At 72.7% G+C, this 22,061-nt stretch carries 21 protein-coding genes; 8 read left to right on the top strand and 13 right to left on the bottom strand.

Features of this window, described 5'->3' with window-relative positions:
• Window positions 1-20: 20 nt before the first annotated feature.
• The 7 genes from ACFW9Z_RS34220 to ACFW9Z_RS34190 all read right to left on the bottom strand — a co-directional run bounded on the left by ACFW9Z_RS34220 (window position 21) and on the right by ACFW9Z_RS34190 (window position 8,898).
• The gene (locus ACFW9Z_RS34220) at window positions 21-2,399 is read right to left on the bottom strand and encodes a phosphoketolase (RefSeq protein WP_384647188.1); all 2,379 of its coding nucleotides are present in this window, start codon (window positions 2,397-2,399) and stop codon (window positions 21-23) included.
• A gap of 28 nt (window positions 2,400-2,427) precedes the next feature.
• The gene (locus tag ACFW9Z_RS34215; protein WP_384647185.1) at window positions 2,428-3,840 is read right to left on the bottom strand and encodes an NADP-dependent succinic semialdehyde dehydrogenase; all 1,413 of its coding nucleotides are present in this window, start codon (window positions 3,838-3,840) and stop codon (window positions 2,428-2,430) included.
• A gap of 212 nt (window positions 3,841-4,052) precedes the next feature.
• On the bottom strand, window positions 4,053-4,511 hold the full coding sequence (locus ACFW9Z_RS34210; protein WP_384647183.1) for an ATP-binding protein: 459 nt from the start codon (window positions 4,509-4,511) through the stop codon (window positions 4,053-4,055).
• A 212-nt stretch (window positions 4,512-4,723) separates the two neighbouring features.
• On the bottom strand, window positions 4,724-6,820 hold the full coding sequence (locus ACFW9Z_RS34205; RefSeq protein WP_384647181.1) for a xanthine dehydrogenase family protein molybdopterin-binding subunit: 2,097 nt from the start codon (window positions 6,818-6,820) through the stop codon (window positions 4,724-4,726).
• Between the two features lie 31 nt (window positions 6,821-6,851).
• The gene (locus ACFW9Z_RS34200) at window positions 6,852-7,862 is read right to left on the bottom strand and encodes an FAD binding domain-containing protein (protein ID WP_384647179.1); all 1,011 of its coding nucleotides are present in this window, start codon (window positions 7,860-7,862) and stop codon (window positions 6,852-6,854) included.
• Entirely contained in the window at window positions 7,859-8,422 is a 564-nt protein-coding gene (locus tag ACFW9Z_RS34195) for a 2Fe-2S iron-sulfur cluster-binding protein (RefSeq protein WP_384647176.1), read from the bottom strand. The genes ACFW9Z_RS34200 and ACFW9Z_RS34195 overlap by 4 nt, the downstream gene beginning before the upstream one ends.
• Window positions 8,423-8,508: 86 nt before the next feature.
• Window positions 8,509-8,898, bottom strand: coding sequence for a hypothetical protein (locus ACFW9Z_RS34190; protein WP_384647174.1), 390 nt, complete (start codon window positions 8,896-8,898; stop codon window positions 8,509-8,511).
• Between the two features lie 246 nt (window positions 8,899-9,144).
• Here ACFW9Z_RS34190 and ACFW9Z_RS34185 point away from each other — a divergent pair, with 246 nt between their 5' ends.
• The 3 genes from ACFW9Z_RS34185 (at window position 9,145) to ACFW9Z_RS34175 (ending at window position 11,390) form a co-directional block, all read left to right on the top strand.
• Window positions 9,145-9,498, top strand: coding sequence for a DUF6479 family protein (locus ACFW9Z_RS34185; RefSeq protein WP_384647173.1), 354 nt, complete (start codon window positions 9,145-9,147; stop codon window positions 9,496-9,498).
• Between the two features lie 52 nt (window positions 9,499-9,550).
• Entirely contained in the window at window positions 9,551-10,465 is a 915-nt protein-coding gene (locus ACFW9Z_RS34180; RefSeq protein WP_384647172.1) for a cation diffusion facilitator family transporter, read from the top strand.
• Between the two features lie 100 nt (window positions 10,466-10,565).
• A complete protein-coding gene (locus tag ACFW9Z_RS34175) occupies window positions 10,566-11,390 on the top strand; it encodes a VOC family protein (RefSeq protein WP_384647170.1) in 825 nt (274 codons plus the stop codon).
• A gap of 9 nt (window positions 11,391-11,399) precedes the next feature.
• Here the strand turns inward: ACFW9Z_RS34175 and ACFW9Z_RS34170 are convergent, their stop codons facing one another.
• Both ACFW9Z_RS34170 and ACFW9Z_RS34165 read right to left on the bottom strand, forming a co-directional pair.
• Entirely contained in the window at window positions 11,400-11,933 is a 534-nt protein-coding gene (locus ACFW9Z_RS34170) for a DUF6328 family protein (RefSeq protein ID WP_384647168.1), read from the bottom strand.
• A 136-nt stretch (window positions 11,934-12,069) separates the two neighbouring features.
• Window positions 12,070-12,567, bottom strand: coding sequence for a GNAT family N-acetyltransferase (locus ACFW9Z_RS34165; protein ID WP_384647166.1), 498 nt, complete (start codon window positions 12,565-12,567; stop codon window positions 12,070-12,072).
• Window positions 12,568-12,768: 201 nt separating this feature from the next.
• Between ACFW9Z_RS34165 and ACFW9Z_RS34160 the strand changes: the two genes are divergently transcribed.
• Together ACFW9Z_RS34160 and ACFW9Z_RS34155 are read left to right on the top strand one after the other, a co-directional pair.
• Window positions 12,769-13,350, top strand: a complete 582-nt coding sequence (locus tag ACFW9Z_RS34160) for a hypothetical protein (protein WP_384647164.1) — start codon at window positions 12,769-12,771, stop codon at window positions 13,348-13,350.
• Window positions 13,347-13,940, top strand: a complete 594-nt coding sequence (locus ACFW9Z_RS34155) for a hypothetical protein (protein ID WP_384647162.1) — start codon at window positions 13,347-13,349, stop codon at window positions 13,938-13,940. Before ACFW9Z_RS34160 ends, ACFW9Z_RS34155 begins: the two co-directional genes overlap by 4 nt.
• A 116-nt stretch (window positions 13,941-14,056) precedes the next feature.
• Here the strand turns inward: ACFW9Z_RS34155 and ACFW9Z_RS34150 are convergent, their stop codons facing one another.
• The 3 genes from ACFW9Z_RS34150 to ACFW9Z_RS34140 form a co-directional block, all read right to left on the bottom strand.
• On the bottom strand, window positions 14,057-14,236 hold the full coding sequence (locus tag ACFW9Z_RS34150) for a hypothetical protein (protein WP_384647160.1): 180 nt from the start codon (window positions 14,234-14,236) through the stop codon (window positions 14,057-14,059).
• A 102-nt stretch (window positions 14,237-14,338) separates the two neighbouring features.
• On the bottom strand, window positions 14,339-15,136 hold the full coding sequence (locus ACFW9Z_RS34145) for a tyrosine-protein phosphatase (RefSeq protein ID WP_384647158.1): 798 nt from the start codon (window positions 15,134-15,136) through the stop codon (window positions 14,339-14,341).
• A 73-nt stretch (window positions 15,137-15,209) separates the two neighbouring features.
• Window positions 15,210-15,737, bottom strand: coding sequence for a DUF6325 family protein (locus ACFW9Z_RS34140; protein ID WP_384647155.1), 528 nt, complete (start codon window positions 15,735-15,737; stop codon window positions 15,210-15,212).
• 309 nt (window positions 15,738-16,046) lie between these two features.
• Between ACFW9Z_RS34140 and ACFW9Z_RS34135 the strand changes: the two genes are divergently transcribed.
• From ACFW9Z_RS34135 to meaB, 3 genes are read left to right on the top strand one after another with little or no spacing between them, the layout of a single operon-like run.
• The gene (locus ACFW9Z_RS34135; protein WP_384647152.1) at window positions 16,047-17,909 is read left to right on the top strand and encodes a methylmalonyl-CoA mutase family protein; all 1,863 of its coding nucleotides are present in this window, start codon (window positions 16,047-16,049) and stop codon (window positions 17,907-17,909) included.
• Window positions 17,909-20,137, top strand: a complete 2,229-nt coding sequence (scpA, locus tag ACFW9Z_RS34130) for a methylmalonyl-CoA mutase (RefSeq protein WP_384647150.1) — start codon at window positions 17,909-17,911, stop codon at window positions 20,135-20,137. The genes ACFW9Z_RS34135 and scpA overlap by 1 nt, the downstream gene beginning before the upstream one ends.
• Before the next feature lie 12 nt (window positions 20,138-20,149).
• Window positions 20,150-21,145 carry a methylmalonyl Co-A mutase-associated GTPase MeaB gene (gene meaB / locus ACFW9Z_RS34125; RefSeq protein WP_384647148.1) on the top strand — a complete coding sequence of 332 codons (996 nt, stop codon included), beginning with the start codon at window positions 20,150-20,152 and terminating at the stop codon, window positions 21,143-21,145.
• A 77-nt stretch (window positions 21,146-21,222) separates the two neighbouring features.
• On the opposite strand, the gene ACFW9Z_RS34120 is transcribed toward meaB, so the two are convergent.
• The gene (locus ACFW9Z_RS34120) at window positions 21,223-22,014 is read right to left on the bottom strand and encodes an ABC transporter ATP-binding protein (RefSeq protein ID WP_384647146.1); all 792 of its coding nucleotides are present in this window, start codon (window positions 22,012-22,014) and stop codon (window positions 21,223-21,225) included.
• Window positions 22,015-22,061: the final 47 nt, after the last annotated feature.

Genomic DNA, 22,061 nt, shown 5'->3' with positions numbered 1-22,061 from the left:
CCCAAAGCGCCTCGCGGCCCTCAGCCGCCCCAGCTCCACTCCGCCACCTCGGGCAGGTCGACGCCGTGCTCGCGGATCCAGGCGTGGTGGCGGGTGCGGACATCGGCCATCGCCTGGCGTACGGCGACCGCGCGGACGCCGAGCCCCGGCACCCGGTCGATGACGTCCATGACCAGCCGGTAGCGGTCCAGGTCGTTGCGGACCACCATGTCGAAGGGCGTGGTGGTGGTGCCCTCCTCCTGGTAGCCGCGCACATGCAGGTGGGCGTGGCCGGCCCGGCGGTAGGCGAGCCGGTGGATCAGCCAGGGGTAGCCGTGGTACGCGAAGATCACCGGCCGGTCGCGGGTGAACAGGGCGTCGTACTCGGCGTCCCTCATCCCGTGCGGGTGCTCCTCGTTGGGCATCATGCGGGCGATGTCGACCACGTTGACCACGCGTACGGCCAGCTCCGGCAGATGGCGGCGGAGCAGGCCGGCGGCGGCCAGGACCTCCTGGGTCGGCACGTCCCCGGCGCAGCCGAGCACCACGTCCGGCTCCCGGCCGCCGTCCTCGGTCCCGGCCCACTCCCACACCCCGGCCCCGCGGGCGCAGTGGGCGCGGGCCTCCGCCAGGGTGAGCCAGTCGAAGGCCGGCTGCTTGCCCGCCACGATCACGTTGACGTAATCGCGACTGCGCAGGACATGGTCCGCCACGGAGAGCAGGGTGTTGGCGTCCGGCGGCAGATAGACCCGTACGACCTCGGGGCTCTTGTTCAGCACGTGGTCCACGAAGCCGGGGTCCTGGTGCGAGAAGCCGTTGTGGTCCTGCCGCCAGACGTGCGAGGTGAGCAGGTAGTTGAGGGAGGCGATGGGGCGCCGCCAGGGCAGCCGGCGTGCGGTGCGCAGCCACTTGATGTGCTGGTTGACCATCGAGTCGACGATATGGGCGAACGCCTCGTAGCTGGAGAAGAGCCCGTGCCGTCCGGTGAGCAGATATCCCTCCAGCCAGCCCTGGCAGAGGTGTTCGGAGAGCACCTCCATCACCCGGCCGTCTCGGGCGAGGTGTTCGTCGGTGGGCAGGATCCCGGCCTGCCAGGCCTTGCCGGTGGCCCGGTAGAGGTCCTGGAGCCGGTTGGAGGCGGTCTCGTCGGGGCCGACCACCCGGAAGTCCCGGCGCCCGGCCGTCGCCGCCATGAGGTCCGCGAGGAGCCCGCCGAGCACCTGGGTCGGCGAGTGGGTGGCGGAGCCCGGCTTGTCGACGCGTACGGCGTGGTCCTCCAGGGCGGGGAGCGGCAGCTCCCGCAGGAGGAGGCCGCCGTTGGCGTACGGGGTCGAGCCGAGCCGGGCCGCTCCCTCGGGGACGCAGGCGAGGACCTGTTCGGTGGGGCGGCCGTCGGCGTCGAAGAGCTCCTCGGGGCGGTAGGAGCGCAGCCAGGCCTCCAGCTGCCGCAGGTGCTCCTGGTTGTCCCGGACCCCGGAGAGCGGGACCTGGTGGGAGCGCCAGGTGTTCTCGACGGGCAGCCCGTCGGCCTCCTTGGGCCCGGTCCACCCCTTGGGGGTGCGCAGGACGATCATGGGCCAGCGGGGGCGCTCGGTGGCCCCGTCCTCCCGGGCCGCGCGCTGGCAGGCGGCGATCCGCTCCACGGCGGTGTCCATCGCGGCGGCCATCGCCCGGTGGACGGTGGCCGGGTCGTCGCCGGTGACGTACAGCGGGTCATGCCCGTAGCCGCGCAGGAGGGCGTCGAGTTCGTCCTCGGGCAGCCGGGCCAGGACCGTCGGGTTGGCGATCTTGTAGCCGTTGAGGTGGAGGACCGGGAGGACGGCCCCGTCGTGGACCGGGTCGAGGAACTTGTTGGCGTGCCAGGACGCGGCGAGCGGCCCGGTCTCGGCCTCGCCGTCACCGATGACGCAGGTCACCAGCAGTCCGGGGTGGTCGAAGGCGGCCCCGTAGGCGTGGGTGAGGGCGTAGCCGAGTTCGCCGCCCTCGTGGATGGAGCCGGGGGTCTCCGGGGCGACATGGCTGGGCACCCCGCCGGGGAAGGAGAACTGCTTGAAGAGCACGCCCATGCCCTCGGCGTTCCGGGGCACGTCGGGGTAGGTCTCGGAGTAGCTGCCCTCCAGCCAGGCGTTGGCGAGGACGGCCGGGCCGCCGTGGCCGGGGCCCCAGACGCAGAGGGCCTCGATGGACCGGTCCTTGACCACGCGGTTGAGGTGGGTGTGGACGAGGTTGAGCCCGGGTGAGGTGCCCCAGTGGCCGAGCAGCCGCGGCTTGATGTCCTCGGGCGCGAGCGGCCGGGTCAGCAGGGGGTTGGCCATCAGATAGATCTGGCCCACGGCGAGGTAGTTGGCGGCGCGCCAGTGCGCGTCGAGCGCGGCCAGTTCCTCGTCGGAGGGAGTGGCCGGGGTGTGGGTGTCGCTCACGGAGCGGATCTCCTCGTGGGCTGAGGTCTCAGGACTTCCCGGGGCCGTACCAGAGCGTGGTGGCGTTGCAGAACTCGCGGATACCGTGCCCGGCCAGCTCGCGCCCGTAACCGGACCGCTTGATCCCGCCGAAAGGCAGCGCCGGGTGCGAGGCGGTCATCCCGTTGAAGAAGACCCCGCCCGCCTCCAGGTCGCGGGCGCACCGCTCCTGCTCCCCCGGGTCGCGGGTCCAGACATTGGAACTGAGCCCGAACGGGGTGTCGTTGGCCAGGTGGACGGCCTCGTCGAGGTCGGCGACCCGGTAGAGGGTGGCGACCGGGCCGAAGGTCTCCTCGCGGTGGACGCGCATGGCGGGGGTGATGCCCGCGAGTACGGTCGGGCGGTAGAACCAGCCGTTCTCCAGGCCGCCGTCGAGCTTGTCGGGGCGGCCGCCGCCACACAGGACGGTGGCGCCGCGCTCCACGGCGTCGTCGACCAGCTCCTCCAGGTCGGTGCGGCCCTGTTCGCTGGCGAGCGGCCCGATGTCGGTGGTCTCCTCCAGCGGGTCGCCGACGGTCAGGGCGCGCATCCCGGCGGTGAAGTGCTCGGCGAACGTGTCGTACACCTCGGCGTGGACGATGAACCGCTTGGCGGCGATACAGGACTGGCCGTTGTTCTGGACGCGCGCGGTGACGGCGGTGGCCGCGGCCTTCTCGACGTCGGCCGAGGGCAGCACGACGTACGGATCGCTGCCGCCGAGCTCCAGCACGGTCTTCTTGACCTCGTCCCCGGCGGTTGAGGCGACGGCGCGGCCCGCCGGTTCGCTGCCGGTGAGGGTGGCCGCCGCGACCCGGGGGTCGCGCAGCACGGCCTCGACGGCGCCCGAGCCGATCAGCAGCGTACGGAAGCAGCCCGCCGGGAATCCGGCCCGGTGGAAGAGGTCCTCCAGATAGAGCGCGGTCTGCGGGACGTTCGACGCGTGCTTGAGGAGACCGGTGTTGCCCGCCATCAGCGCGGGGGCGGCGAACCGCACCACCTGCCAGAGCGGGAAGTTCCACGGCATCACGGCGAGGACGACACCGAGCGGCCGGTAGCGGACCAGGGCCCGGGAGGCACCGGAGTCGCGTACGTCGTCGGGGCCGGGGGGCTCGTCGGCGAGCAGGCGCTCGGCGTTGGCCGCGTACCAGCGCATCGCCTTGGCGCACTTGGCCGCCTCGGCCCGGGCCGCGGTGACCGGCTTGCCCATTTCGAGGGTCATCGTGCGGGCGATGGTGTCGCGGTCCGTGTCCAGCAGGTCGGCGGCCCGGTTCAGCCAGGCGGCGCGCTGCTCGAAGGAGGTGGTGCGGTACTGCTGGAAGGTGGTGTGGGCGGCGGTGATCCTGCGCTCGGTCTCCTCCTCGCCGAGGGCGTCGTAGGACCTGATCAGTTCGCCGTTCGCGGGGTTGACCGTCGCGATGGGCATGGCAGTGGCCTCCTTGCATCGGTACTTCGACGGTGCCGCGCCGCGTGGCCGGGCGCAACGCGGCCCCCTCCGCGTGTACGCGGCCTCTTCACACACGTACGCGGCCCTCTCCCACACATCCGCGGCCTCTTCCACGCGTACCCGGCCGACGCGGATCATGCGTGCCGGGTGGGCACGTTCCGCGTCGGCCGGGTGTGCGAGCTGCCGGGGACCTATACGAGCGCCGTGAGCGGGGTGCGGCGGGACTCGCGCACACCCGGCAGCGGCGGGTACGGCAGCAGCCGCGCGGTCTGCGGCGCCTGGGCGTACCGGGTGAACCAGACCACCTTGCCGTCCGTGGTCCGGCAGGTGCCCCAGCTGTCGCTGAGGGCCATCACCCGGCTCAGCCCGCCGCCCGCCGGCAGCAGGCGCGGCATCCGGGCACTGTTGTCGGCGACGGACACGGTGAGGTGCCGTCCGGTCCAGCGGAGTTCGAGGACGCACGCGTTGGCGTCGCCGACATGCCGGTGGACATTGGTCAGGAGTTCGTCCATGGCCCGGCACACCGGCCGGACGTGGAGTTCGAGGCTCCAGTGACGAAGGTGCGCGGCGACGATGCGCCGCACCTGGGAAACGCGCTCTGCCGACACCTGCAGTTCGACCGAGTAGTGCCGGTCGAGTGGAACGGTCATCGTCGAGGCTCCTCACCACGAGGCCCACATGCTTCACCCCGTCGTACGAACACCCCCCGAACACGAAGCGTGAGCACTGATCACTTCTGGGTCACTCAACAGGGTGACTCGGCTGTGCCGTCCTCGCAACAGATGAGCTGTCGGCCCTGGTGAGGGGGTCGGTCCGGGTCGTGCGGCCCCGGCCCTCACAGGAGGTCGTGCGGCCCCGGCCCTCACAGGAGGTAGGGCAGCAGCCGGTCGGGGGTCAGGGGAAGTTCCCGCAGCCGGGCCCCGGTGGCGTGGCGGACCGCGTTCCCGATGGCGGCCGCGGTGCCGACGATGCCGATCTCCCCGATGCCCTTGGAGCCCATCGGGTTGAGGTGGCGGTCATCCTCCTCGATCCAGTGGGCCTGGATGTCGAGCGCGTCGGCGTTGACGGGCACGTGGTAGGAGGCCAGGTCCTTCGCCGTGAAGTCGCCGAAGACCGGGTCGATGGCGGAGCCCTCGGTCAGCGCCATGCCGATGCCCATGACCATGCCGCCGGTGAACTGGGAGCGTGCGGTACGGGCGTTGAGGATCCTCCCGGCGGCGTACACGCCGAGGAGACGGCGTACCCGGACCTCCCCGGTGACGGAGTCGACGGCCGTCTCGGCGAAGTGGGCGCCGAAGGCGTGCCGGGCGTACGGGGAGTCGGCGGCGGTCTCCTCCTCGGTGTCGGCGGTGGCGGTGAACCCCTCGGCGGGCAGCGGCCCCCGGTGGTCGGCGAGGCGGGCGGCGAGGGCGGTCGCCGCCTTGTGCACGGCCCACCCCCAGGAGGCCGTGCCGGAGGAGCCGCCGGCCAGCGGGGCGGTGGGCAGGTCGGTGGAGCCGATCCGCACGTCGACGGTCTCCACGTCCACGCCGAGCGCCGAGGCGGCGATCTGGGCGAGCACGGTACGGGCACCGGTGCCGATGTCGGTGGCGTTGACCTCGACCCGGAAGGTGCCGTCCGCCGCCGCGTGGGCGCGTGCGGAGGACCGGGAGACGAGGACGGGGTACGTCGCCGAGGCCACGCCCGTACCGAGCAGCCAGCGGCCCTCCTGGCGGGTGGCGGGGCGGGGGTCGCGGCCGTGCCAGCCGAAGCGTTTCGCGCCCTCGCGCAGACAGGCGGCCAGGCCCCGGCTGCTGAAGGGGCGGTCGCTGTCCGGTTCGGTGGCCGGGTCGTTGCGCAGCCGCAGCTCGACCGGGTCCGTGCCGAGGGCGGAGGCGAGCTCGTCCATGGCCGACTCCAGCGCGTACATCCCGGACGCCTCGCCCGGGGCGCGCATCCAGGAGGGGCTGGGGACGTCCAGGGCGGTCACCCGGTGCACGGTCGTGCTGTCCGGCGATCCGTACATCACCCGGGCCGGTACGGCGGCCTGCTCGACGAACTCCTTGAGGGTGGAGGTGTGGGTGACGATCTCCTGGGAGACGGCGTGCAGGGTGCCATCGAGGTCGGCGCCGAGGCGCACCCGCTGGATCGTGGGGGCCCGGTGGCCGACGACCTCCGCGAGCTGGGCGCGGGGGAAGACCATCTTCACCGGGTGGCCGGTGTGCCGGGCGGCCATGGCGGCCAGCACGGCCTGGGGGCGGGTGGTGCCCTTGGAGCCGAAGCCGCCGCCGACGTGCTCGGAGTGGACGGTGATGTGTGCGGGGTCCAGGCCGAAGACCCGGGCGAGGCTCTTGCGTACGGCGTGGGAGCCCTGGCTGGAGTCGTGGACGGTGAGGTGCCCGTCCGTCCACCGGGCGGTGGCGGCGTGCGGCTCCATGGGGTGGTTGTGGAGCGAGGTGAGGCGGTAGGTGGCGTCGACCTGGACGGGGGCGGCGGCGAAGGACCGCTCGAAGTCTCCCCGCTTGCGGACGGCGGGGAAGCCGCCGTTGGCCTCCTCGGGTGTGTAGAGGCCCGGGTGGTCCTCGGTGAGGATCACGTCGTGCTCGGTACTCTCGTACTCGACGAGAAGCCGCCCCGCGCCCGTCCGGGCGGCCTCAAGGGACTCGGCGACGACCAGGGCGATCGGCCAGCCGTGGTGCGGGACCCGGTCGCTCTGGAGGACGGCGAGGATCGGGTCCTCGGGTTCGGCGAGGGGTGGCGCGTTGTCGTGGGTGAGGACGGTGTGCACGCCGGGGACGGCGAGCGCGTCGACGGCCCGTACGGCGGTGACCCGGCCGGCGGCGATGGTGGCCGGGACCGGCCAGGCGTACAGGGTGCCGGGCGGGGTGTGCTCGGCCGCGTACCGGGCGGCGCCGGTGACCTTGTCCCGGGCCTCCCTGCGGACGACGGGCGCACCGGTGAGCTGCGGGGCTTGGGGCATGGCGGCGGGGCCTCCGGTCGGTGGGGGCGGGTCAGACGGTCGGGCAGGTCCCGGGGCTCTGCGGCCCGGTGAGTTCGCCGAGGACGTCGAGGGCGAGGCGGCGGACGAGGTCCACCTTGAAGGCGTTGTCGCGCAGGGGCTGTGCCTCGGCCAGTTCGGCGATCAGGGCGTGCTGGAAGGCGGCCGGGGTGGCGGGGGCGCCGAGCAGTTCGGCCTCGGCCCGGCGGGCGCGCCACGGACGGTGGGCGACGCCGCCGAAGGCGAGCGTGGCCCGCTCGACGCGGCCGGAGTCCACCTGGACGGTGGCGGCGACGGAGACCAGGGCGAAGGCGTAGCTGGCGCGGTCGCGGGCCTTGCGGTAGCGGGAGACCGTACCGGGGGCCGGTGGCGGGAGCACCACCTCGGTGATCAGTTCGCCGGGCCTGATGACGGTGTCCTGGTCGGGGTTCTCGCCCGGCAGCCGGTGGAACTCGGTGACGGGGACGGTCCGTTCGCCCTCGGGCCCCAGCAGTGCCACGGTCGCGTCGAGGGCGGCGAGGGCCACGGCCATGTCGGAGGGGTTGGTGGCCACGCACTCCGCCGAGTGCCCGAGGATCGCGAGGTCGCGGTGGGCGCCTTCGCGGGCGGGGCAGCCGGAGCCGGGGAGTCGTTTGTTGCAGGGCTTGGAGACGTCCTGGAAGTAGGTGCAGCGGGTGCGCTGGAGGAGGTTGCCGCCGGTCGTCGCGGTGTTGCGGAGCTGACCCGAGGCTCCGGCCAGCAGTGCCTGCGAGAGCGCCGGGTAGTCACGGCGTACGCCGGGGTGGGCGGCGAGGTCGCTGTTGCGGACGGTGGCGCCGATCCGCAGGCCGCCGTCCGGGGTGGGGATCACCCGGTCCAGCGGCAGCCTGGTGACGTCGATCAGGATGCCGGGTTCCTCCACGCCGAGCTTCATGAGGTCGACGAGGTTGGTGCCGCCGCCCAGGAACCGGGCTCCGGCTCCGGCCGCGCAGAGCCGTACGGCCTCGGCGGTGGTGGTGGGGCGCTGGTAGCCGAAGGGTTTCACGGGGTCACGTCCTCGATGGCCTCGACGATCCGGGGGTAGGCCCCGCACCGGCACAGGTTGCCGCTCATGCGCTCGCGGATCTCGTCCGGGCCGAGGGGGGCGTGTTCCGTGGTCAGGGCGTCCGGAGGGGTGGCGTGGGACGGGTGGCCGGCGGCGGCCTCCTTGAGCATGCCGACGGCCGAACAGATCTGCCCGGGGGTGCAGTAGCCGCACTGGAGGGCGTCCCGTTCCACGAAGGCCCGCTGCACGGGGTGGAGGGTGTCGCCGTCGGCCAGCCCTTCCACCGTGGTGATCGCCGCGCCGTCCTGGGCCACGGCGAGCAGCAGGCAGCTGTTGGCGCGGCGGCCGTCCACGAGGACCGTGCAGGCGCCGCACTGGCCGTGGTCGCAGCCCTTCTTGGCACCGGTCAGACCGAGCTGTTCCCGCAACAGGTCCAGGACCGTGGTGCGGTGGTCGAGCGTCAGCGTGGTCTCCTCCCCGTTGATGTGCAGGGTCACGGCGGAACGTTCGACGGTGACCGGTTCCGGTGCGACGACCGTCTCCAGGGCAAGGGAATCCATGCGCGAACACCTTTCACTGCGGGCCACTGTTGACCCTGTTCACAGCCATTTCCGCGTACGCCGACTCGCACAGGGCGACGGGCGTGTCAGCGGTTCTCCAGACGCAGCCTGACTTCCTGCTCCTGGTCCCCCGCCGCCGTACCGACGACGCGTACGGCGAACGCGCCGGTGAGGTGGTCACGCAGCCGGTCGACGGCCCAGTAGCCGCCCTGGGCGTCCACCGTGACCGGGGCGGTGAGCGTCACGGGTTCGGCGGCGGCCTTCGGCTCGGAGACGTCGACCGTGGTGACCCAGACGGTCGGGCGGGGGCCGCTCGTCGGCTCGGGCTCGTCGCCCGCCGCGCGGTCGGACGCGAAGGCGCTGCCGAGCACGCCGAACACGCTCCGCGCGTCCGCGACGTCGCACCGGCTCAGCGACACCAGCACCTCCTGGTCGGCCGTGGATCCGTCGCCGCTTCGTTCCGGTGTGCTGTTCACGGGGTTCCTTCCGTCGGATACGCCGGCCTTGGGGTCCACTCCAGGCTGACCCCGCATCGGGCCGACGGCGACACGGGAGGGCCGAAGAGCCGAACAGCGGCCTACAGCTCCTGCGGCCCGGCCCGTTCGGTCATCATCGTGTTGCCGATTCGCACCATGCGAAACGCTTTTCCCGTTAGATACTCATAAAACATGAATTGATGGGAACACCCGACTGACACCCTCCCCCCGGGGTATGCGGCAAGCATGGACGTATCGAACGGAGCCACGCACTCACTGGCCGCCCCGCTCGCCGACGGCACGGGCGCGCTGGCCATCGTCTTTCCCGTCGCCGCGCTCGCCGTGGTGGGCCTGCTGATCGGCGGTTTCCTGCTGGGCAAGCGCAAGAGGGACACCGAACTGCCACCGCCGCTCCCCCACGAGCAGCCCACTAAGCCGGAGGGGCGCACCCATATCGAGGCGCACGACCCGCATGCCTCGGACCGCTTCCCCGATGACGGCAGCGCCCTCAATCCGCACCAGCTCGACGACCACGGCAACGCGCCTCTCCCGCCCCACGAGGACGGCCCGCGCACCGATACGGACCCCCCACGCAGCTGACCCGTCCCCACAGGGGGCGGGTCCGCCGGCCCCCTCGTCACCGGAGGTAGTGATGAGCCGGTCGGCCGCCGACCGACAGACCCGTGTCACCGTCCTGGTCGCGCTCGCGGCCAACCTGGTGATCGCGGCAGCCAAGACCACGGGCGGGCTGATCTCCGGCTCGCCCGCGCTGCTGTCCGAAGCGGCCCACTCGGTCGCGGACAGCCTCAACGAGATCTTCCTGCTCGCCGCACTCCGGCGCAGCCGGCGGCCCGCCGACGCCCGTCACCCGTTCGGCTACGGCAAGGAGCGCTACTTCTGGGCGCTCCTCGCCGCCGTCGGCATCTTCGTGATGGGCGGCTGCTTCTCGTTCTACCAGGGGCTCCACGCCCTGCGGCGCGACGACGACGAGTCCCCCACCGGCTACACCGCCGGGCTGATCGTGCTCGGCGTCGCCCTCATCGCCGAGAGCACCTCGCTGGCCCGGGCCCTGCACCAGGCACGCGGCAAGAAGGGCGCGGCCATCGACCCCGCGCTGCGTACGGTCATCGCGGAGGACAGCACGGCGGTGCTCGGCGTCAGCCTGGCCATCGCCGGAATGTCCCTGCACCTGGTCACCGGAAGCGTGGCCTGGGAGGCGGCCGCCTCGCTGGGCATCGGGCTGCTCCTGGTCTACGTCGCCTTCCGGCTCGGCCGGAACGCCCGGGACCTGCTGATCGGGGAGTCCGTCGATCCGGAGCTGCAACGGGAGCTCGTGGGCTTCCTGATGCGCCAGAACGAGATCGACAACGTGGCCGAACTCCTCACCATGCGCATGGGCATGCACTCCGTGCTGGTGGCGGCCCGTATCGACCTGGCTCCCGGCATCGACAGCGAACGGGTGGAGGAGGTCTCGATGCGGATCCGGCACGCGATGTGCGAGCGGTGGCCGCAGGCGGACCAGGTCTTCCTGGACATCACCAACGCCCCGCCGCGCATCGGGCTGTGAGCGCGCCCCGCGTTGCGCCGCCGCACGGGCCGACCGAGGGTGGGTGCTGGACCGCAGCGGCCGCCCCGGGCGCCGCACACCCGTGAGAAGGCAGTGGACCATGACCGGAAGCGATCCCCGTACGGCACCCTCCACGGCGCCCCTGACCGGCTCCGCCGCGCCGTGCTGGGTCACCTTGATGACCCGGGACCTGCGGGCCGCCCAGCGGTTCTACACCGGGGTCCTGGGCTGGTCGTTCCGCCCGGGGCGGCTCGGCGCCGAGTTCTCCGTGGCCCGGCGCGGTGACATCCCGGTCGCGGGGATCTTCGCCGTCTCGACCGCGTACCAGGTGGCGGTGGCCTGGACGCCGTACTTCGCGGTGGAGAACGCGGACCTGGCCGCCGCCCGGGTCCGTGAGCGCAGCGGGACGGTGGCGGTGGGACCGCTGACGCTCGGCAAGGGGCGCGGCGTCCTGGCCTCCGACCGGGACGGTGCCGCGTTCGGCCTCTGGGAGCGCACCGAACCCGCCACCTCGCCACCGGCCCCCGACGACCACGCGCACGCCTGGCTTCGGCTGCGCACCCGCAACGCCTTCGACGCGGCGATCTTCTACGGCGAGGTACTCCACTGGGCGAGCGGGCTCCCCGGGTCCTGTGATGTGGCGTACGAGGGCGAGGAGGTCATCGTGCGGTGCGGGGGACGGCCGCTGGCCCGGATCAGCTCCGGGGCGGTGGAGGCCGCCGTCGATCCGCTGGTGCGTCCGCACTGGCAGGTGCAGTTCCCGGTGGAGGACGTCCCCGGGACGGTCGCGGCGGCCGTGCGGCAGGGCGGGACCCTCGTCGAGGAGCGGTCCGTCCTCGACGGCAGGGAGGCCACCCTGCGGGACCCCGACGGGGCGCTGTTCACCGTGACCGACGTGCGCGGCCCGGTGGGCCCGGGGAGCTGACTGATCCGCTCAGTCCCGCGGGCCGTCGGAGGATTCCCCGTCGCGCGGCTCGTCGATGCGCGGTCCGGAGCGGCCGCGAGCCAGGGCCCAGAGGGGGAAGACGAACCAGCAGACCAGGAACCACAGCGCCATCCCGCCGACCAGCCACAGGGCGAGCGGGTTGTGGAGGGCGACCCGGAGGATCAGCAGCAGGGTCGAGCACATCGTGCAGAACAGCAGCACGAGCCCGACGACGGTCATGCGCGAGGCCCAGACGACCGTCTCCGGCTTCATCCGCCGGCCGGTGAGCAGCCGGTGGTACGAGACGGGGCCGATGAGCGCCGCCGCGGTGGCGGCGCCGAGCAGGACGGTGACCACGTAGATGTCGCGGTCCACGTCCGAGAGGTCGGCGAACCTCGGCTGGAACACCACGGCGAGGAGGAAACCGAAGAGGATCTGCACCCCGGTCTGGGCGACGCGCAGTTCCTGGAGCAGATCGGACCACCGCCGGTCCGCCCGCTCCTCCTCGGTCTCCTCGCGGCCTCTGCCGTCGGTCGGTGACACGGGCGCCTCCTCGTCTCGACGCGACCGGGAGCGCTTGCACACCCGTTCGATCCGGGTGTACGGGTTCCCCGGCCCGACGGGCTCATTCCCTCCAGTCAACCACCCGTACGCCGCAGCGGCGGCTGAGCGCGGGCGGTCAGGAGAGGCCGACGGGGAGCAGGAGTTCGGGCCGGTCCCACATGACCGCGGGCGGGTCGGCGCGGACCGTGCCGGTGGGTTCCGCGCCCACACTGCGGTAGAACCCCTCGGCGGGCGGGTGCGCGACGATCCGGACACTGTCGAGGCCCGCGGCCCGGGCCTCCTCGCGCAGATGGCCGATGAGCAGCCGCCCGATGCCGAGCCCCTGCGCCGCGTCGGCGACGAACATCAGGTCGAGCTCGGGCGGCTGGAGGATCAGCGCGTAGAAGCCGAGGACCCGGTCGTCGGCGCGGTCGACGGCCACGAAGACCCGGTGCGCCTCGATGTAGTCCGGACCGACGCGGTAACCGGCGACCATCGGGGCGTAGGGGCCCTCGTAGGCGCGGGAGGACCGGACCAGGCGGGTGAGCCGCCGGGCGTCGCGCGCCGTGGCCCGGCGGACCAGGAGGTCCGGACGGAGCGGGCCGCGCCCGGAGTTCGTAACGCCTGATCTCATACGTCGAGTATTACGTACGGCGTCCTGTGCACGGTACACGGAGCGCTCCGGCGGACACCGGCCGCATGAACGGCCGTCCGGGGGTACACGGACTCCTGCACCTCGCCCGGTGGTTGCTCCGCCGGGCCCGGACCGAAAGGGGTTGACCACTGTGCGACAACGAAGCTGCGTACCGGACGATGAGCGGTGGGGGCGGTAGCCGTGACAACCGTGATCATCATCATCGCCGCGGCCCTCGTGCCGGCCGCCGCCGTCTGCTTCTTCCTGGTCCGCGGCCACCGGCCCGGCGGCCGGGGGCTCCGCAGCCGCTTCGGCCCCGAGTACGACCGGGTCGTCGCCCGGCACGGCGGTGACACCGAGGCGGCCGAGCACGAACTGGACGAGCGGGTGAAGCGCCACGGTCACCTGGAGAAGCTCCCGCTCACCGAGGCGGCCCGCGCGGAGTACACCGCCCGCTGGGCCCGGGCCCAGGAGCAGTTCGTCGAGTCCCCGCGGCAGGCGCTCATCGAGGCCGACGCGCTGCTGGCCGACCTCTCCCGCGACCGCGGATTCCCGGGCGGCGAGAGCTTCGAGGAGCGCACCGACGCGCTCTCCGTCCACCACGCACACGATGTCGACGGCTACCGCAGGGTGCACACCGCGCGGAACGACGGCACCGGCACCGAGGAGATGCGCGAGGCCTTCGTCGAGGCCCGCGGCCTCTTCGAGGCGCTCCTCGCGGACGGACCGGCGGACCGTGACCACGGCAACCGACAGCTCACGAAGGGACGGAGCACATCATGACGCAGACCCCGAACGGCGCCGAGAACACCGGCCGCACGCCGGACAGGGCCACCCCGTCGACCGGGGCCGAGCGGGTGCCGCCCATGACGCCTCCCGGCACCGCCCCCGTACCGCAGACGGCCGTGAAGCCTGCCGAGTCGTCGCCGAAGACCACCGGCACCCTCGGCTCGTCCGTGGAGCCGACCGGCACCCCGACCGACCCGGGCCACACCGATCCGGCCCGCACGGACGGCACCCGGGACACCGGCCGGCCGGCCACCTCCCCCGCGAGCACGGACACCGGCCGCGCGGCCGGTTCCCCCAGCGGCACGGACACCGGCCGGCCCCTGTTCGCACCGGAGGAGCGGGAGAAGTTCGACGCCCGCATCCACCAGGCCGTGGCCGGTTTCGTGGAGAATCCGCGCCGGGCCGTCCAGGAGGCCGACGCCACCTTCGACGAGGTCGTCGCCGGGCTCACGGACGCCCTCGCCACCCGGTCACGGCTGCTGCGCGCCGACCGCGACGGCGAACAGTCCGAGGCGGGCACGGAGGATCTGCGGATCGCCCTCCAGCACTACCGCGACCTGACGCGACGCCTCGTACGCCTCTGATCGTGACCGCACGACGCCCGGCCGCGAGGGGCCGGTCCGACCGGGACGTTCCGGCCGGACCGGCCCCCCGCGGCGTAAGACGTACGGAGTCCCACGGCGTACGGCCCGGGGGCGCGTCACGGCTCCCCTTCACCGTGGCTCTCCTCCTGATGAGTGGTGGGCCCGGGGGTCTGATGGGTGGTGGGCCCGGGAGTGGGCTCCGAGTCCGGTCCGGCCACCCTGCCGACACCGAAGGCGATGGCGAAGACGACGGCCACCGCGGCGACGAAGGCCGCGATTCTCAGTCCGGTGTTCATGGCTGCCTCCCGGCGGACGACGGTGGTTCCCGACACCGTCCAACATACCCCCTGGGGGTATTACTGTCACGCCGGTGCCCCCCTCCCTGCCGGTGCCGGGGCTCAGCCCGCGATCACCAGACCCTCGCGCAGTCGGTCCAGCGCCGCTTCGGGAACGCGCAGCCCTGTGCGTACATAACCGTCGAGGCCGCCCCACCGTTCGTCCATCGCGTCGAGCGCCACGTCCAGGTAGCGAGGACGCACCTCGACGATCGCCGCCGCGACGGCCGGATCGCCGCCGCCGTCGAGGAACTTCTGGACGTACGGTGCGAACGCGGCCCGCACGGCGGGGTTCACCGCGAGGAAGTCCGACCGGACCGTCTCGCGGGGCGCCCCCAGGATCATCAGCAGGACGGCCGCCGCCCAGCCGGTGCGATCCTTGCCCGCCGTGCAGTGGAAGAGCACCGGGCGCGCGCCGGGATCGGCCGCGGTCTCCAGGAAGGCCCGGTAGGCGGCCGCCGCGCCGGGCGAGAGCACCATCTTGCGGTAGGTCTCGGCGAACAGCTCCTCGGCCCTCCCCCCGCCCAGCGTGCGTTCCGCCTCGTCCGGATCGGCGAGCAGCGCCTTGAGCCTGGCCGGCGCCACCCCGGGGTGGTCGCCCAGGACGTCGGCGACGAAAAGCCGGGCCCGGTCCGGCAGCCGGTCCGGGGCCCACTGCCGTTCGTCGGCGGTGCGCAGGTCGACGACCGTACGGATGCCGAGTGCGGCCACCGCCCGGTCGCGGTCCGGGGCGAGCTCGCTCAGCTGCCCCGAGCGGAACAGGACCCCCTGCCGCACCCGGCGGCCACGGCCCAGGGCGATGCCGCCCAGGTCGCGCAGATTGACAACGGTGGCGGCCGGAACGGTCCGGGCGGTCTGCACGATGAACTGCCTCTTTCCCTGATGAGAACGCCGACGACAGGCCTTGGTGGCTCACCGGCCCACCGGCCGGAACTCAGTCCGCCAGCAGATCCTTCTTCTGCTGCGCGAACTCGGCGTCCGTGAGCACGTCCCGCCGCCGCAGTTCGGCGAGCCGCTCCAGCCGGGTGATGATGTCGTCCCCCTCCCCTTCACCGCCCCCGTCCGCCGCCGCACCGGCCGCACCGAAGCGCTCGTGCGCGACGAAGGCGCCGCCCGCCTCCCGGAAAGCGCGGGCGAGCTCGGAGCTCCACAGGTCCTCCCGGACGACGAGGGCGACCGCCTCGCCCTGCGGCACGCTCCGCTCCAGCACCCCCACGCTCTCGGCGCCCAGCACCACCGCCGCCCCGCCCTCCGCCGCATCGTGGGGCACCGCCCCCTCCGGATCGAGCTCCCCCAGCTCCGCCGGGGCCAGCGCACCACCCTCGGCGCGGCGGACGAAGGCCAGATCGGAGGCGCGTACGGCACCGGACGCCACGGCATCGGCGAGGACGGGCACGACGGCCCCGGTGAAGCCGCTGCCGGGAAAGGCGATGACGAGGTGTTCCACAGGTCCGACGGCCACGGTCGCGTCCTCTCCGCATCCCGGCGGCCCGCGAGGGCTCCGGGGTGGATACGGGCATTCCAGGGATTACATAACAAACCGGCAAACTGCGCACATAATATGCATCAACCGTCGAATTCCCCCCGTTGTCGAGCATGGCCGTGTTGCGCCCGGCTCGGTCGGGTTCGGCCGGTGTGACGGCTTGGGCCCGTGTGACGGCTTCGGCCCGGTATCGCGACGTTGAGTGAACGATCACGTGCGGACCGGAGAGGGCAAGGTCACAGCACGTGCCCCTGCTGCTCATTCCACACCCTGGCCTAGCATCTGAGCATGACGGTCCAGCCTGCTGACGGGCTCTCTCCGGCCGCCGCGTTCCCCGACCCCTCCCATGACCAGTGGCAGAGCCTCGTCGAAGGCGTTCTGCGCAAGTCGGGCAAGGAAGTCTCGGGCTCGGCCGCCGAGGAAGCGCTGTCCACCACACTGGAGGACGGGCTCACCACCCGCCCCCTCTACACCGCGCACGACACCTCGCCGGACACCGGTTTCCCCGGCTTCGCGCCCTTCACCCGGGGCAGCAGGGCCGAGGGGAACGCGGCGGGCGGCTGGGACGTGCGCCAACGCCACGCCCTGAGCGACCCCGCCCGGCTCAACGAGGCGGTGCTCGGCGACCTGGAGAACGGGGTCACCTCGCTCTGGCTCACCGTGGGCGGCCCGGCGGGTGTCCCGGTGGACTCGCTCGCCCGCTCGCTGGAGGGCGTCTACCTCGACCTGGCCCCTGTCGTCCTCGACGCCCCGGCCGACCTGGACGCCGCCGCCACCGAACTGCTGCGGCTGTACGGGGAGCGGGGCGTCGCCAAGGGCGAGGCGCGCGGCACCCTGGGCGCCGACCCGCTCGGCCACGAGGCCCGGACCGGCATCGAGGCCGACCTCGCCCCCGCCGTCCACTGGGCGAAGGTCTGCGGCCGGGAGTACCCGGGGCTGCGGGCGATCGCCGTGGACGCGCTGCCGTACCACGAGGCGGGCGGTTCGGCCGCCGAGGAGCTGGGGCTCTCCCTGGCGACCGGCGTCGCCTATCTGCGGGCGCTCACCGCGGCCGGGCTCGGCGTGGAAGAGGCCTGCGCGCAGCTGGAGTTCCGTTACGCGGCCACGGCCGACCAGTTCCTGACGATCGCCAAGCTGCGGGCGGCCCGCCGGCTCTGGGCGCGGGTCGCCGAGGTCTCGGGGGCTCCCGGGGCGGGCGGCCAGCGGCAGCACGCCGTGACCTCCCCGGTGATGATGACGCGCCGCGACCCGTGGGTGAACATGCTCCGCACCACCCTCGCCACGCTGGGCGCGGGGGTCGGCGGCGCGGACTCCGTCACCGTCCTGCCGTTCGATCACGCGCTGGGGCTGCCCGACGCGTTCGCCCGCAGGATCGCCCGTAACACCTCCACGATCCTGATGGAGGAGTCGCACCTCGCCCGGGTCATCGACCCCGCGGGCGGGTCCTGGTACGTGGAGCGGCTCACCGACGAACTCGCGGCGGCGGCCTGGGCGTTCTTCCAGGAGACCGAGCGGGCGGGCGGGCTGCCCGCCGCCCTGCGCTCGGGGATGGTCGCGGAGCGGCTGGCCGCCACCTGGGCCGCGCGGAGCGCGAAGCTGGCCCGCCGCAAGGAGCCGGTGACGGGGGTCAGCGAGTTCCCGATGCCCGCGGAACGGCCGGTGGAGCGCGAGCCCGCGCCCGATCCGTACGCGGGTGCCCCGGGCGGTCTGCCCCGGGTGCGGCGCGACGAGGCGTTCGAGGCGCTGCGGGCCCGGTCGGACGCGCACCTGGCGGCGACGGGCGCCCGGCCGAAGGTGTTCATCGCCGCGCTGGGTCCGGCCGCCGCGCACACCGCGCGGGTCTCCTTCGCCGTCAACCTCTTCGGGGCGGGCGGGATCGAGGCGGTGCACGAGCCGGTGTCGGTGGACGCGTCCACGGCCGCCGGCCCCTTCACCGCCTCCGGTGCGAGCGTGGCCTGTCTCTGCTCGTCGGACGCCCTGTACGCCGAGCAGGCGGGCGAGGTGGCCGGGGCGCTGAAGTCGGCGGGCGCGGCGCAGGTGTTCCTCGCCGGACGCCCCGGCGAGTACGCCGGTGTCGACGCCTACGTCTTCGCGGGCTGCGACACGGTCGCCGTTCTCACCTCCGTACTCGACCGCATGGGAGTGGCGTGATGCAGACATCGCCCACGGAACAGAAATCCACCGTTCCCGACTTCACCGAGGTCGCGCTGGAGTCCCCCGCTCCCCCGGCAGGTTCGGCCGAGGAGTGGCAGGCCGCCGCGGCCAAGACGGCCGACGGCTCCGAGGCCGCCCCGCTCTGGGAGACGCCCGAGGGCATCACGGTCAAGCCGCTGTACACCGGGGACGACCTGGAGGGCCTGGACGCGCTGCATTCGTACCCGGGCATCGCCCCGTATCTGCGCGGTCCGTACCCGACGATGTACGTCAACCAGCCCTGGACGATCCGTCAGTACGCCGGGTTCTCCACGGCCGAGGAGTCCAACGCCTTCTACCGCCGCAACCTCGCGGCCGGGCAGAAGGGGCTCTCGGTCGCCTTCGACCTGCCGACCCACCGGGGGTACGACAGCGACCACCCGCGCGTCACCGGTGACGTCGGTATGGCGGGCGTGGCGATCGACTCCATCTACGACATGCGTCAGCTGTTCGACGGCATTCCGCTGGACCGGATGTCGGTGTCGATGACGATGAACGGCGCGGTGCTCCCCGTACTGGCTCTGTACATCGTGGCCGCCGAGGAGCAGGGCGTACCGCCCGAGAAGCTGGCCGGGACCATTCAGAACGACATTCTCAAGGAGTTCATGGTCCGCAACACCTACATCTATCCGCCGACGCCGTCGATGCGGATCATCTCCGACATCTTCGCGTTCACCTCGCAGAAGATGCCGCGCTACAACTCCATCTCGATCTCCGGGTATCACATCCAGGAGGCCGGGGCGACGGCCGATCTGGAGCTTGCGTACACGCTGGCCGACGGGGTGGAGTATCTGCGCGCCGGGCAGGAAGCGGGCCTGGACGTGGACGCGTTCGCGCCCCGGCTGTCGTTCTTCTGGGCGATCGGGATGAACTTCTTCATGGAGGTCGCCAAGTTGCGGGCGGCCCGGCTGCTCTGGGCGCGCCTGGTCAAGCAGTTCGACCCGAAGAACCCCAAGTCGCTCTCCCTGCGCACCCATTCGCAGACCTCGGGGTGGTCGTTGACCGCGCAGGACGTGTTCAACAACGTGACGCGTACGTGTGTGGAGGCGATGGCCGCGACGCAGGGCCACACCCAGTCGCTGCACACCAACGCGCTGGACGAGGCGCTGGCGCTGCCCACCGACTTCTCGGCGCGCATCGCCCGTAACACGCAGCTCCTGCTCCAGCAGGAGTCCGGCACCTGCCGGGTCATCGACCCGTGGGGCGGCAGCGCGTACGTGGAGAAGCTGACGCGTGACCTGGCGGACCGGGCCTGGCAGCACATCGAGGAGGTCGAGGCGGCCGGCGGGATGGCGAAGGCCATCGACGCGGGCATCCCCAAGCTCCGGGTGGAGGAGGCGGCCGCCCGTACGCAGGCGCGGATCGACTCCGGGCGGCAGCCGGTGATCGGGGTCAACAAGTACCGGGTGGAGACCGACGAGAAGATCGACGTCCTCAAGGTCGACAACTCCTCGGTGCGCACCCAGCAGATCGAGAAGCTGCGCCGACTGCGCGAGGAGCGCGACGAGGTGGCCTGCCAGGAGGCGCTGCGGGCGCTGACGGCCGCCGCCGAACGCGCCCCCGGGCCGGGACTTGAGGGCAACCTGCTGGCGCTGGCGGTCGACGCGGCGCGGGCGATGGCCACGGTCGGGGAGATCTCGGACGCGCTGGAGAAGGTGTACGGGCGCCATGCCGGGCAGATCCGTACGATCTCCGGTGTGTACCGCAAAGAGGCAGGGGATTCCCCTTCGGTGGACCGTACCCGCGCGCTGGTCGACGCGTTCGAGGAGGCGGAGGGCCGCCGTCCGCGCATCCTGGTCGCCAAGATGGGCCAGGACGGCCACGACCGGGGCCAGAAGGTGATCGCCACGGCTTTCGCCGACCTGGGCTTCGACGTGGACGTCGGCCCGCTCTTCCAGACGCCGGGCGAGGTGGCGCGGCAGGCGGTGGAGGCGGACGTGCACATCGTGGGCGTCTCCTCGCTGGCGGCCGGGCACCTGACGCTGGTGCCCGCGCTGCGCGAGGAGCTGGCCGCCGAGGGGCGCGAGGACATCATGATCGTGGTGGGCGGGGTGATCCCGCCGCAGGACATCGAGGCCCTGCACGAGGCGGGCGCCGCCTCCGTCTTCCCGCCGGGGACGGTGATCCCGGACGCGGCCCACGATCTGGTGACGCGGCTCGGTGCCGCGCTCGGCCACGAGCTGTGAGCCGCTGACCGGATGGCTGCCAAGATCGACATCGACAGTTATGTGCAGGGAGTGCTCGACGGCAAGCGGGCGTTCATCGCCCGTGCGATCACGCTCGTCGAGTCGACGCGGGCCGAACACCGGGTACTGGCCCAGGAGTTGCTGAGCCGGTTGCTGCCGCACGCGGGGAAGGCCCGGCGGATCGGGATCAGCGGGGTGCCAGGGGTGGGCAAGTCCACCTTCATCGACGCGCTCGGCACGATGCTCACGGGGCTCGGGCACCGGGTGGCGGTGCTGGCCGTCGACCCGTCCTCCAGCCGTACGGGCGGTTCCATCCTGGGCGACAAGACCCGGATGGAACGGCTCGCGGTGGATCCGGCCGCCTTTGTCCGCCCCTCCCCCACCGCCGGGACGCTGGGCGGGGTGGCGAAGGCGACCCGGGAGTCCATCGTGGTGATGGAGGCGGCGGGGTACGACGTGGTGCTCGTGGAGACGGTGGGGGTCGGGCAGTCGGAGACGGCCGTGGCCAACATGGTGGACACGTTCCTGCTGCTGACCCTGGCCCGGACCGGCGATCAGTTGCAGGGCATCAAGAAGGGGGTCCTGGAGCTGGCGGACGCCATCGCGGTGAACAAGGCCGACGGTCCGCACGAGCGCGACGCCCGCTCGGCGGCGCGTGAACTGGCGGGCGCGCTGCGGCTGATGCACCCGGTGGACGCGGCCTGGACGCCTCCGGTGCTCACGTGCAGCGCCCGGGAGTCGACGGGGCTCGACACGCTGTGGGACCGGCTGGAGCAGCACCGTACGGTCCTGGAGTCCACCGGCCGGCTGGCCGCCAAGCGCCGGGACCAGCAGGTGGACTGGACCTGGTCCATGGTCCGCGACGAGCTGCTGGACAGCCTGCGCAACCATCCGGCGGTACGGAAGCTGGCGCCGGAGCTCGAACAGCGGGTCCGCGAGGGCACGTTGACGGCGACGTTGGCCGCCGAGGAGATCCTGCACGTGTTCCGGGGCGACGAGCCCGCCTGAGCCGTACGGCCACAGACCGATGGGCCCCTGGACGGAGGGGCCCATCGGCGTTTCCGGGGAGGCTTCCTGACCGTGCGTCAGGCGGCGACCGGGGGCACGCTCACGGTCGGTACGACGACGGGGGTGCCGTCGGAGGTGGCGGTGAGGATCTCCGCCTCGATTCCGTACAACTCCCGTACGAGGTCGGCGTCGACGATCTCGCGGGGCGGGCCGGAGGCGACGATCCGGCCGGCGCGCATGGCGACCAGGGTGTCGGCGTACCGGGCGGCCCCGGCCAGGTCGTGGACGACCATGACGATGGTCCGGCCCTGCGCCGCGACCTCGCGCACCAGGTCCAGCACCTCCACGGCGTGACCGATGTCCAGGGCGCTGGTCGGCTCGTCGAGCAGGACGATCGGGGTCTCCTGGGCCAGAGCCATGGCGAGCCAGCAGCGCTGGCGCTGGCCGCCGGAGAGCTGGTCGAGGCGACGGTCGGCCAGACCGGTCGTGCCGGTCGCCTCCAGGGCACGGGTCACCGCGTCCTCGTCCTCGTGCGACCACTGGCGGAACAGCCCCTGGTGCGGGTGGCGTCCGTACCGTACGAGCCCGGCGACGGTCACCGCCTCGGGGGCCTGCGGGGCCTGGGGCAGCAGGGCGATCCGGTGGGCGGCGTCCCGCTGGCGCAGCTCCCAGACATCGGCGTCACCGGCGAACACCTGGCCCGAGCGCGGCTGGTGCAGACGGGCGATGCAGCGGAGCAGGGTCGACTTCCCGCAGCCGTTGGGGCCGACGATCGCCACCACCTGTCCGGAGCCGACGGTCAGATCGACATGGTCCACGGCGGTATGACCGGCATATCCAGCGGTGAGCTGTTCAACACGGATGTCCACGAGGACCGGCCTTTCCGAAGAAATGGGGCATCACCTTGCCTGATGCC

This window comes from Streptomyces sp. NPDC059452, assembly GCF_042750035.1.
GTDB lineage: Bacteria > Actinomycetota > Actinomycetes > Streptomycetales > Streptomycetaceae > Streptomyces.
This window is presented reverse-complemented; position numbering and strand designations above follow the sequence as displayed.